We start from the raw sequence: 11,970 nt of genomic DNA, 5'->3' as shown, positions 1-11,970 counted from the left end.
TTTCCGATCAGTGACGGGAGGGGAGCGGGCCGCGGTCGGCGAGCTCCACGTCGCGGTTGTAGCGGTAGAGGCGGGCGGGTCGGTGGCTTCCGGTGCGGAAGCGCTCGGTCGGGATGAGGGTGTCGGACGTGTCGACCTGGCGACGGAAGTTCGCCGGGTCGAGGCGCTTGCCGAGGATCGACTCGGTCACTTCACGCAGGTCGGCGAGCGTGAACTCGTCGGGCAGCAGGCCGTGGGCGATGCGGCTGTAGCCGACCTTGTTGCGCAGGCGCCACAGCGTGTACTCGACGATGTCGTTGTGGTCGAAGGCGAGGGCCGGGAGGTCGGTCGCGTCGAACCACTCGACGTTCTCGGGGGCGTCGCCCTCGCGGGCGTGCGCGGCCACCTGGGCGTCGACCTCGTCGGAGCGCAGCAGCGCCCAATAGACGATCGACACCACGCGCGTGGGGGAGCGGTCGACCGCCCCGAACGCGTACAGCTGCTCGAGGTAGCTGGGGGTGAGGCCGGTGGTCTCGGCGAGCGTTCGGGATGCCGCGGCGTCGAGCCCCTCGCTCGCGTCGAGCCAGCCGCCGGGCAGCGCCCACCGCCCGCCGAACGGATCGCGTGTGCGGCGCACCAGGGGGAGCGAGAGGACGGGTTCGTCGTCGGCGTCGCGGCGCACGCTGAAGATCACGGTCGACACCGCGACGCGCACGTCGGCGTCGCGGGACTCGGGCTGAGGGGTTCGTGTCATGGTGACCATATCTCCGGAGCCGATCTTAGTGTCATTCCGACTCGAAGGGCGAATTCGCGGTGGAGGCTGCGGGTCGGGGTGTGCGGCGTGGCCCCGGGTCCACGTTCGACGCCCCGGGGCCACGGACGGACGGGGGTTCGGGCGCCCAGGCGGGCTCGGGCGGGGCCGCGTGTCCAAGACGGCGTGGCCCCGGGTCCACGTTCGACGCCCCGGGGCCACGGGCGCACAGGCCCGCCCGGCCCCGCGCGTCGAAAGGGTTCTCTCAGACGGGCGTTCTAGCCTCGAAGCGAACACAGGAGGTCGGATGCCGATCGTCGACATCGCCCTGATCGCCCTTCTGGCGGTCGCACTCGCCGTGGGGCTCTCCCGGGGCTTCCTCGCCACCATCGGCTTCTTCGCGGGGCTCGCGCTCGGGGCGGTCGCCGCCTACTGGGTGCTTCCGTTCGTGGGGCAGTGGGTCACCGACCTCGCATGGCGAGGACCCGCCATGATCGGCGCGGGAATCGCCCTGCTCGTCATCGGCTCGGGTCTCGGCAGCGCCGTCGGCAATTTCTTCCGGCGCGGCGCCGACCGCATCAAGCTGCGCGTGCCCGAGCGCCTCCTCGGCGGTGTGGTGAACGTGGCCGCCGCCGCCCTCACCATCTCGTTCGTCGCCGGCTCGCTGACCCCGGTCGGCGTGCCCGTCGTCTCCGCCGCGCTCGGCTCCTCGACCGTGGTGCGCACGATCGACGACCTCACCCCGGCACCCGTGCGCGGAGCGCTCGCCGACCTGCGCGGAACGATCTTCGCCGACGGCATCCCTCGCCTGGGCGAGCTCATCCAGATCGGCCCGGTCCCCACGACTCCGAGCATCGCCCTCGACGACCCCGCACTGACCCAGGCGGCGCAGTCGGTGGCGCGGATCTCGGGCACCGCCTACGCCTGCGGCATCACCTCGAGCGGGTCGGGCTTCGTCGTCGCCGACGGCCGCGTCGTCACGAACGCCCACGTCGTCGCGGGCGTGGACACCCCGCTGGTCGAACTGCCGGGTCGTCCGGCGCGCGAGGGACGCGTGGTGTACTTCGACCCGGTCGACGACATCGCGGTGATCTCTGTGGATCAGTTGGATGCCGCCTCCCTGCCGATCGCGCAGACGCTGGCCGTCGGTTCTCCCGCCGTCGTGCAGGGGTACCCGGGTGGCGGTCCCTTCACCTCGGGGAGCGCGCAGATCCTGTCGGAGGGCACGGTTCCGGTGCCCGACATCTACGACGATTCCTCCGCCCCGCGTGACATCTACGCCCTGGCCGGGATCGTCCGGCCGGGCAACTCGGGCGGCCCGTTGCTGACCACGTCCGGTCAGGTCGCGGGGATCGTCTTCGCTCGATCCGACACCGACGACAACGTCGGCTACGCCATGACCCCCGCCGAACTCGAGCCCGTGATGGCCCAGATGGGGTCGTTGTCGGCTCCCGTGGCATCCGGGAGCTGCACGCGGGGCTGACGGACCACGCCCGTCGGCGGCCGCGTCACACGCCGCGGGTCGTCGCCCGCGCGTCGCGGGAGATCACCGACGCGGGTGACGATGACGCGGGCGCGGCGGGCGGCGGTCGCCGCGTCGGGATGGGCTCCGAGCGCCAGAGTGTGGCGGGCCGCGTCGTAGGCGGCGGCGAGGTACCCGGCCGTCTCGAGCCGGTACTTCCCTCATTGACAACGACACGGACGGCCTCGACGCCGCCGCCGATGCCTGGGGGCAGAAGGGCGCGAGCGTCTACAGCGAGTGCATGGCACGGGCGATGAGCGCCGGCCTCGACCGGCTGTCTGGCCGTTAGCACCTGGCGATCACCATGCGAGGCAGGGGTGGAATTGCACTTCTCGTGTGGGGGACCTCTCGATATCCGGCGACGAGGTGCGGCGGGCGGCGACTTGGCAGACATGTTCGAGAGCAGGGATGCCAGCGCCCAGGCCGACGTGAGGGCGGTGGGCGCTGTCGAGGGGTGAGCCGTCGAGTGGTTGTAGAGCTCGGTGTGAGTCGGGATCCGTCTGTTCACATCCCCGGTGGCCTCTGCGTAGCGCACGGCGCTGCCGCCGCGTAGTGGGGGATGACTGTCGGCGCGGGTGAATTCACCGGGTGAAATCCACTCCACGACTGCGCTGCCGATGCGTCTCATGTCTAGCCTCTTGCGCGTGGGGGACATTTCAATCTGCGTCGACGAGGTGCGGCGGGTGGCGACGAAGATGAGCGATGTCGCGCCGGACCTGTCGCAACTGCGGGACTTTTCCGTTGCCGACCAGCCCGACCTGAGTCTTGCTGTGGCGGAGTTCGTCGGGTGCATGAACGACTGCACCGCGGAGCGTCAGCGCGGTGTCGACGCGCTCGTGACCGGACTCCGTGAGGTGGCGGACATGTTCGAGAGCATGGATGCCGACGCCCAGGCCGACGTGAGAGCGCTGGGTGCCGTCGAGGGGTGGACCGTCGAGTGACCGCCGAACTCGGAAGCACTCGGGACCCGTCCCTGTTGATCCCCGGTGACGTCGGCGAGCTTCATGGTGCCGCAGCCGCGTGGCGGGCGCGCGCTGAGAGCGCGCAGGATGTGGGTTCGGCGCTTCACTCGATGCGAACGGTTCCCGACTGGGCCGGGGAAGCGGCCGATGCGTACGAGACCCGCGCGGGCACGGTGGCATCCGGGTGGACCGCCATGGCAACGGCCTTCCGCGCCGGCCAGTCCGCGCTCGAGGACGTCGCGGCCGCGATTGACGCCGCGCGCGCCAAGGCGGGAGACGCGATCGATCTCTGGGATCAGGCTGAAGCCCTCGATGCGGCAGCGTTCCAGGACGCGCCTGCTGAATCGACCGGCTGGCTCGGACCCGACCGGCGAGCTTTCCTGGGGTCCGCGCCGCGGGCCGAAGCGCGGGCGGTCCTCGCCGATGCGCGCACCGCGCTGAGCATTGCGACGCAGAAGGCCGCGGCGGCGCTTCGTGCCGCGATCGCCGCGCCCGGGCTCGGTGCGGATGAATGGGCGGCCGTTTTGACCGGCTGCGCGAACTCCAGCCAAGTGCTCGATGCGCTCGCGGGTGCGGATGCCGCCAGCCTTGCGGCCCTTCTTCGGGCGCGATCGAGTCTCGCCGGAGTCCTCGCCCAGGCGGAGCCCGCCGCCGTCGCACCGTGGTGGGCGCAACTCGACGACTCTCAGAGGGACGCTCTCATCCACGCGGCTCCCGCGATCATCGGCAACCTCGGGGGAGTGGCCTACGCGGCTCGCGACGAGGCGAACCGCATCTGGCTCGAGGACCAGCTGGCCGACGCCCGCGCGGCGTTGGCGGAGGCGGAAAAGCCCCCGACGTATGACGAGATCCTCGGCGGCTACGCCGCGGCCCGGGCATATGCCGAGCGGCTCGACCAGGTACGTTCCCGGGTGAAGGGTTTGGAGGACATCGAATCGTCGCTGGCGTCGCCCGATGGGGGTACCCCTCGACACCTCGTAACCCTCACGGCGGACTCGCCCCCTCTCGCCGCGGTCTCCATCGGAGACCTCGACACCGCGGAGAACATCACCTACGCGGTTCCGGGGATGGGTACCACGACTGAAGGTATGGGGGGATGGGCGCGTGCCGCTCAGAACCTCGTCGACCAACAAGACCGTGCTGATCCAGGTCGGACTCACGCGACGGTCGCGTGGATCGGGTACCAGACACCGCCCATCCCGATCGCGGAGGGCGGTTTTGAGGTGATGCACAACGACCTTGCCGACGCGGGCGCGTCGAATCTTGCCAGAGACCTGCGTTCTCTCGACAGCGTTAATTCTGCGGCTCAGGTCAGCGTGGTGGCGCATTCCTACGGGACGACCACGGCATCTTTGGCGCTTACGCGAGATGACGTTCACGTCGATGCCTTCGTAACGCTGGGCTCAGCGGGTCTGCCCGCGTACGTCGATTCGGCTGCGGACGTGCACGCGGGCTTGGTGTTCTCAGGACAGGCTCAGGACGTCTGGGCAATTGACCCAGCTCACGGGGATCAATGGGCTTGGACCGGCCGCCTGTCTCCTGAACACCCGATCAATCCGATTGACCCCGAGTTCGGCTCGCATTCGTTCAGCGTCGCCGGTGACGGGACGTTGCGTGCGGTCACCGACCATGGCGCGGTCACGTCCGACGAGGGGGGTTATCTTGACAAGCAGACGGAGTCGCTTCGAAACGTGGCCCTCGCGACGACCGGCCACGGGAACCTCGTGTCTCCCTACATGCCGCCGGCTCCGACCCCGCTGCAGAAGGCATTGATCGAAGGAATGACGAATGGTGTTGCGGACTAGTCGCCCGGTACTTCTCCCCGCCCTGGGGGTGCTTGTGGCGCTCTCGCTGGTTGGCCTGCCCGGATGTGCGCAATTGAAAGAAGACAAAATGACTCCTACCGAAGCGCGTGACGCTCTCGTCACCACCATCGAAGACAGCGCAGCCAAACTCGATGCCACGGGATGGAACCGCGATCACGCGCCCGAGGTCGGCGATTGCGACGGCCAGCAGGGCGAGCGCGCCAATTTCACCTACGGCTACGGCGCGCCTGCTCCCGATAGCGATCGAGGTGCGGACGCGAAGATCATCGCGGACTATTGGACGTCTCTCGGTATGCAGGTGCGAGTCGTCGATACCCCCCTGTACGTCGTGTACGCGTCCGGCGGCCCCGTAGCGGGCTTGTCCTTTTCGACGGCTCCCGGTGATTACTACATCGCCGGCACCTCCCTCTGCGTCCCCGGTGATGCCGCCGACATTCGCAAGCAGGACAACGGCTGACCACCACGGGGCAGGGCGATCAGGTGTCCTCTTATGTGGCGCCCGGGCCCACCCCGCTTCAGCGAGCGATCATCGAAGGGTTGACCAGTGGATAGGCGCACGCGAGGACATGCAGGCCGTGCCGTTTGCGCGGTTCTGGCGAGCTCGATGGTGATCATGTTGTCGTCGTGTACGACTTCTGAGGGAGACACAATGAGTCCTGAACAAGCCCGCGACACGCTTGTATCCACCGTGGAGGAGACCTCGACCGTGCTCGATGTTTCAGGCTGGGCGCGGACAGGGGCCCCCGAAGTCGGTAACTGTGGAGACCGGCCGGGTGAACGCGCGAACTACAACTACGGTTACAGCGCGCCACCACAGTCCCGGGACTTTGCGGCAGACGCGCAGAAGGTCGCAGAGCACTGGAAGTCAGTGGGCATGGAGGTTCGCGTTGTAGACAGCCCGTCGGTCGTCGTCTACGCAACGGGCGGACTCGTCGAGGGTTTGTCCTTCTCCACTGGGCCCGGTAACTACTACATCGTCGGTACCTCGCTGTGTGTTCCGGGTGACGCCTCAGAACTGCGCAAAAAAAGACAACGGCTGAGCTGTGAATCGGCGCCCTGTTAGCGCAGAAAGATGGGCGTACGTGACGTCGTTTAGGGCATCCCTCGCAGTCCGTGGTGCTGCCTCCTCCGTCACCGTCCTGGTCGCCGGTCTCCTTTTGACGTCCTGCGTGGCCTCGCTCGAGGCCACCGCGAGCGCGGATGAAGCGCGTGACGCTCTCGTCAGCACGGTCGAGGACAGCGCCGCGCAGCTCGATGTTGCGGGATGGTCTCGAAGCCACGCCCCCGAGGTGGGCGACTGCGGCCCGGGGAGCGGCGACAGGGCGAACTACTCCTATACCTACGGTGCCCCCGCGCCCGACAGTGATCGCGAGGCCGACGCGCGGAGGGTCGCCGACTATTGGCGCTCACTGGGCATGGAAGTCCGTCTGGTCGAAAGCCCTGCATACGTGGTGTACGGCAGCGGCGGTCCCGTTGAGGGGCTTACCTTCTCGACCGGTCCGGGCAATTACTTCATCGCCGGCGAGTCCCTCTGCGCCCCCGGCGACGCCGCCGAGCTCCGCAAGCAGGACAACGCGTGACGAACTGTTCCCGATTTTCTTCGCACTCGAGGGAGGGTCACGTTGTTCGCGCAGCCACTTATTCACGTGTCGCTCTGGGAGTGACGTTGTGCATCGCCGCCATCTCGGCGTCCGGCTGCGCGACCGGGCAGGCTGCTTCGTTGAGCCCTGATCAGGCTCGTGACGCGCTCGTATCGACTGTCGAGAACACCTCCAAGATCCTCGACGTTGAAGGTTGGACCTGGGACGGGGCGCCGGAGGTCGGAAACTGCGGGCAGCGCAGCGGCGAGCGCGTGAATTACACCTATGGCTATGGCGCCCCGCCGCCCGATGGAGACCGAGCTGCCGACGCGAAGAAGGTTGCCGATCATTGGCGCTCGCTGGGGATGGACGTCCGGACGGTGGAGAAGCCGGTGGTTGTGGTCTATGCCACAGGTGGGCCCGTCGAAGGGCTCTCGTTCTCAACGGGCCCCGGGGACTACCACATCGCCGGCACCTCCCTCTGCGTCCCCGGCGACGCCGCCGAGATCCGCAAGCAGGACAACGGCTGAACATCTCACGGCGCCCGCCGAAGCTCCGCTAGGCTGACCCCACAAGTCCACACCGGCCCCATGATCGATGCGGGAGAGCTCCGGCGAACGCAGCCGGGCACCGAAGGAGCAAGCCTCCCCGCCAATCTCTCAGGTACGCGTACCGCGTCGATCGGGCCACTCTGGAAAGAGGTTCGGGATGCCACGTCCCCGAGCCCGCCGACGGTGAAAGCCGCGCGATCCGCGCGGTGAAACTCTCAGGCCCATGACAGAGGGGGAGTTCTACAGGCGCCGTCCGGCGTCTGTCCGTCATCGCGAACGGCAGAACTCATGACCGAAACCCCCGCTCCACCGCGCACCTCCCCGTTGAATGATCGGCACGAGGCCCTCGGCGCCTCGTTCACCGACTTCGGCGGCTGGAACATGCCCGTGCGCTACACCTCCGACCTCGCCGAGCACCGCGCCGTGCGCGAGGCCGCGGGCCTGTTCGACATCTCGCACATGGCCGAGTTCCGCGTCGAGGGAGAGAAAGCGGCCGCGTTCCTCGACTATGTGCTCGCCGGCCGCCTGTCGACCATGAAGATCGGCAAGGCCAAGTACTCGCTCGTGCTTGCCGAGAGCGGCGGCATCGTCGACGACGTCATCGTCTACCGCCTGGGGGAGCAGAGCTTCCTCGTCATCTCGAATGCCGGCAATCGGGATGCCGTGGCCTCGGCCTTCGACCTGGCCCAGCGCACGTGGGTCGCCATGTCGAGCGAGGTCCCGGAGCCTGTCGAAGAGGCCGGAACCCTCGCGGTCGCCGACGTCACCGACGACTACGCCCTCATCGCCCTGCAGGGCCCCGAGGCCCGCGGCATTCTGAACTCCACCCCGGGTGTCGAGATCACCGGCACCGCCCTCGACGAGCTGGGCTATTACGCCTGGACCGAGGGCACCTTCGACGGGGCGCCACTGTTCGTCGCCCGCACCGGGTACACCGGCGAAGACGGCTACGAGCTCATGATCCCCACCGCGCAGGCCGCCGCCCTGTGGGATGCCGCTCTCACCGCGGGCACCGACCGGGGCCTCGTGCCGTGCGGTCTCGCCGCGCGCGACACCCTGCGCCTCGAGGCCGGCATGCCGCTGTACGGCCACGAGCTCTCGCGCGACATCGTCCCCGCACAGGCGGGTCTCGGCCGCGTCCTCGCCGTCGATAAAGAGGCGTTCGTCGGCAAGGACGGCTTGTCGTCCGGCCCCGCCGACGCCCCCGTGCTCGTCGGCCTCGTCTCGGAGGGCCGCCGCGCGGGTCGCGCGGGCTACGCCGTCCTGCGCGGCGACGACACCGTCGGCGAGATCACCAGCGGCGCCCTCAGCCCCACCCTCGGCCACCCCGTGGCCATGGCGTTCGTCGCACCCGCGGCATCCGCCATCGGAACCGAACTGTCCATCGACGTGCGCGGAACCCGTATCCCCGCGACCGTCACCGCCCTTCCCTTCTATCGGAGAAACGCATGACCGACCTCACCGCCCTCAGCTACACCTCCGAGCACGAGTGGATCGCCCTCGAGGGTGACATCGCCACCGTCGGCATCACCGACTTCGCCGCCGACAAGCTCGGTGACGTCGTCTTCGTCGAGCTGCCCGGCGCCGACTCGGCCGTCTCGGCCGGCGACGTCTGCGGCGAGATCGAGTCGACCAAGTCGGTCGGCGAGCTCTACGCGCCCCTGAACGGCACGGTCGTCGAGGTCAACGACGCCGTGGTCGACGACCCGTCGTTGGTCAACGCCGAGCCCTTCGCCGGCGGGTGGCTCATCAAGATCCGCGTTGAGGGCGACCTTCCCTCCGACCTGCTCGACCGCGCCGCTTACGAGGACCTCACCGCATGACCTCCGTCCTTCCTCCCCGCACGGATGCCGGGACCCCGGCCGCCTTCACCGACCGCCACATCGGCATCGGTGCCGACGCCCAGGCGCACATGCTCGAGGTGGTCGGCTACGACAGCGTCGAGGCGCTCGTCGAGACCGCCGTCCCGGCCTCGATCCACGTGCAGGTCCGCGCCACGAGCGCGATTCCGACCGCGGCCACCGAGGCTGAGGCCCTGGCGGAACTGCGGGAGCTGGCATCCGCCAACCGCTCCGCCCGCCCCATGATCGGTCTCGGCTACTACGACACCTTCACGCCCTCGGTGATCGCGCGGAATGTCCTCGAGAACCCGTCGTGGTACACCGCGTACACGCCGTACCAGCCCGAGATCTCGCAGGGCCGGCTCGAGGCGCTCATCAATTTCCAGACGATGGTGACCGATCTCACCGGGCTCGCGACGGCAAACGCGTCGATGCTGGACGAGTCCACCGCGGTCGTCGAGGGCATGCTCGTCGCCCGCCGCGCGTCGAAGGCGGAGACCGACCTCTTCCTGGTCGATGTCGACGCCCTGCCGCAGACCAAGGCGCTGCTGCACCACCGCGCCGCGGCCGTCGGCATCCGCATCGTGGAGACCTCGTACGAGGGGGATTTGCCCGAGGCGTTCGGCGCCTTCGTGCAGTACCCCGGTGCGACCGGTCGCATCTGGGACTTCTCGGCCGTGGCCGAGACGGTGCATGCCGCCGGCGGCCTCGTCGTGGCCGCCGCCGACCTGCTCGCCCTGACCCTGCTGCGCTCGCCCGGCTCGATCGGCGCCGACGTCGCGGTGGGCACGACCCAGCGTTTCGGCGTGCCGCTCGGCTTCGGTGGACCCCACGCGGGCTACATGGCCGTGCGCGCGGGCCTCGAGCGTCAGCTGCCCGGCCGCCTGGTCGGCGTGTCGCAGGATGCCGTGGGCGCCCCCGCCTACCGCCTGTCGCTGCAGACGCGCGAGCAGCACATCCGCCGCGAGAAGGCGACGTCGAACATCTGCACTGCGCAGGTGCTGCTGGCCGTGATGGCGGCGATGTACGCGGTGTACCACGGTCCCGACGGACTCCGCGCAATCGCGACGCAGGTCGCGCGCAAGGCCGACGCCCTGGCATCCGCTCTGCGCTCCTCCGACCTGACTCTCGCGAGCGACGCCTTCTTCGACACCGTGCGCGTCCACGTGCCGGGGCGCGCGCAAGACGTGGTCGCCCGCGCCCGCGAGCGCGGCTACCAGCTGCTCTGGGTCGACGACGCGACGGTGGGCGTCTCGGTCGATGAGACGACGACGGATGCCGATGTCTCGGTCATCCTCGACGCCTTCGGCCTCGCCGCGGACACGCTGCCCGAGGGCGAGGCGCTGCGCGGGATCGATGCGGCCCTGCATCGCGACGACGCCTTCCTCACGCACCCTGTCTTCCACGCGCACCGCAGCGAGACGGCGATGATGCGGTACCTCAAGACCCTCGCCGACCGCGACTACGCGCTCGATCGCGGCATGATCCCGCTGGGCTCGTGCACGATGAAGCTGAACGCGGCCACCGAGATGGCGGCGGTGTCGTGGCCGGAGTTCTCGCGCGTGCACCCCTTCGCCCCCGAGGCCGACGTGCGCGGCTACCTCGAGATGATCGAGCAGCTCGAGCGCTGGCTCGCCGAGGTGACCGGCTACGACGCGGTCTCGCTGCAGCCGAACGCCGGGTCGCAGGGCGAGCTCGCGGGCCTCCTCGCGATCCGCGGCTACCACCTCGCCAACGGCGACACCGCGCGCACGGTGTGCCTGATCCCGTCGTCGGCGCACGGCACGAACGCCGCCTCGGCGATCCTCGCGGGCATGAAGGTCGTCGTCGTCGCGTGCGACGAGGCCGGCAACGTCGACCTCGGCGACCTGCGCGCGAAGATCGCGCAGCACGCCGCGGAGCTCTCGGCGCTCATGATCACGTACCCCTCGACCCACGGGGTGTACGAGCACGACGTGCTCGAGATCACGCAGGCCGTGCACGACGCCGGCGGACAGGTTTACGTCGACGGCGCCAACCTGAACGCGCTGCTGGGATTCGCCCGCTTCGGCGACCTCGGCGGCGACGTCTCGCACCTGAACCTGCACAAGACGTTCGCGATCCCGCACGGCGGTGGCGGACCCGGTGTCGGTCCGGTGGCGGCGAAGGCGCACCTGGCCCCGTACCTCCCCTCGCACCCGTTCTCGCAGCGCGCGGATCACGCCGGTGGCGTGTTCGACGGGGGGCCGGTCTCGGCCGCCCCGCACGGCTCCACCGGTATCCTGCCGATCTCGTGGGCCTACGTGCGCATGATGGGCGCCGAGGGCCTGCGCCAGGCCACGGCCGCCGCGGTGCTCTCGGCGAACTACATCGCCACGCGCCTGCGCGAGCACTACCCCGTGCTCTACGCCGGTGAGGGCGGTCTCGTCGCGCACGAGTGCATCCTCGACCTGCGTCCCCTCAAGGAGCAGACCGGCGTCACCGTCGACGACGTGGCCAAGCGCCTCATCGACTACGGCTTCCACGCCCCGACGATGTCGTTCCCCGTCGCCGGCACCCTGATGGTCGAGCCGACCGAGAGCGAAGATCTCGCCGAGTTGGACCGGTTCGTGGATGCCATGATCGCGATCAAGCACGAGGCCCTCGCGGTCGCGGCGGGGGAGTGGCCCGCCGACGACAACCCGCTGGTCAACGCTCCGCACACCGCCGAGACGGTCGTGATGGGGGAGTGGGATCACCCGTACTCACGCGAGACCGCGGTATACCCCGTGCGCTCGCTGATCCGCGGCAAGTACTGGCCCCCGGTGCGCCGCATCGACCAGGCGTACGGCGACCGCAACCTGGTCTGCTCGTGCCCGCCGCCTGAGGCGTTCGCCTGACCCTTGCCCGTCCCTCGACGAGACGGCATCCCTCCGACGTCCCTTCCGCTCCGCGCGGGGGCTGAGCGGGATGCCGTTTCGTCGTTGTAGGGGGACGCGC

General features: G+C 69.3%; 10 protein-coding genes and 2 riboswitches. Of the genes, 9 read left to right on the top strand and 1 reads right to left on the bottom strand.

Features of this window, described 5'->3' with window-relative positions:
• Positions 1 to 7: 7 nt before the first annotated feature.
• Entirely contained in the window at positions 8 to 733 is a 726-nt protein-coding gene (locus tag OVA26_RS12150) for an NUDIX hydrolase (protein ID WP_056230168.1), read from the bottom strand.
• A 304-nt stretch (positions 734 to 1,037) separates the two neighbouring features.
• On the opposite strand from OVA26_RS12150, the gene OVA26_RS12145 reads away from it, so the two are divergent.
• From OVA26_RS12145 to gcvP, 9 genes are all read left to right on the top strand, one after another.
• Entirely contained in the window at positions 1,038 to 2,213 is a 1,176-nt protein-coding gene (locus OVA26_RS12145; protein ID WP_056230128.1) for a MarP family serine protease, read from the top strand.
• A gap of 683 nt (positions 2,214 to 2,896) precedes the next feature.
• The gene (locus tag OVA26_RS12140) at positions 2,897 to 3,193 is read left to right on the top strand and encodes a hypothetical protein (protein WP_268104223.1); all 297 of its coding nucleotides are present in this window, start codon (positions 2,897 to 2,899) and stop codon (positions 3,191 to 3,193) included.
• Positions 3,190 to 5,019 (top strand): alpha/beta hydrolase, encoded by a 1,830-nt coding sequence (locus OVA26_RS12135; RefSeq protein ID WP_268104222.1) that lies wholly within the window; start codon positions 3,190 to 3,192, stop codon positions 5,017 to 5,019. Before OVA26_RS12140 ends, OVA26_RS12135 begins: the two co-directional genes overlap by 4 nt.
• Positions 5,020 to 5,107: 88 nt before the next feature.
• On the top strand, positions 5,108 to 5,497 hold the full coding sequence (locus OVA26_RS12130) for a hypothetical protein (RefSeq protein ID WP_268104221.1): 390 nt from the start codon (positions 5,108 to 5,110) through the stop codon (positions 5,495 to 5,497).
• Between the two features lie 712 nt (positions 5,498 to 6,209).
• Entirely contained in the window at positions 6,210 to 6,620 is a 411-nt protein-coding gene (locus tag OVA26_RS12125) for a hypothetical protein (protein WP_268104220.1), read from the top strand.
• 80 nt (positions 6,621 to 6,700) lie between these two features.
• Positions 6,701 to 7,150 (top strand): hypothetical protein, encoded by a 450-nt coding sequence (locus OVA26_RS12120; RefSeq protein ID WP_268104219.1) that lies wholly within the window; start codon positions 6,701 to 6,703, stop codon positions 7,148 to 7,150.
• Between the two features lie 60 nt (positions 7,151 to 7,210).
• A riboswitch (glycine riboswitch) is annotated at positions 7,211 to 7,305 on the top strand.
• A riboswitch (glycine riboswitch) is annotated at positions 7,306 to 7,411 on the top strand.
• Positions 7,412 to 7,459: 48 nt separating this feature from the next.
• On the top strand, positions 7,460 to 8,623 hold the full coding sequence (gcvT, locus tag OVA26_RS12115) for a glycine cleavage system aminomethyltransferase GcvT (RefSeq protein WP_268104218.1): 1,164 nt from the start codon (positions 7,460 to 7,462) through the stop codon (positions 8,621 to 8,623).
• Positions 8,620 to 8,994, top strand: coding sequence for a glycine cleavage system protein GcvH (gene gcvH / locus OVA26_RS12110; protein WP_056230424.1), 375 nt, complete (start codon positions 8,620 to 8,622; stop codon positions 8,992 to 8,994). Before gcvT ends, gcvH begins: the two co-directional genes overlap by 4 nt.
• A complete protein-coding gene (gene gcvP, locus OVA26_RS12105; protein ID WP_268104217.1) occupies positions 8,991 to 11,870 on the top strand; it encodes an aminomethyl-transferring glycine dehydrogenase in 2,880 nt (959 codons plus the stop codon). The genes gcvH and gcvP overlap by 4 nt, the downstream gene beginning before the upstream one ends.
• Positions 11,871 to 11,970 lie beyond the last annotated feature (100 nt).

It is taken from the genome of Microbacterium sp. SL62, assembly GCF_026672635.1.
Classification (GTDB): domain Bacteria; phylum Actinomycetota; class Actinomycetes; order Actinomycetales; family Microbacteriaceae; genus Microbacterium; species Microbacterium testaceum_A.
The sequence above is the reverse complement of the archived record's forward strand: the minus strand, read 5'-3'. Positions and strand labels throughout refer to the sequence as shown.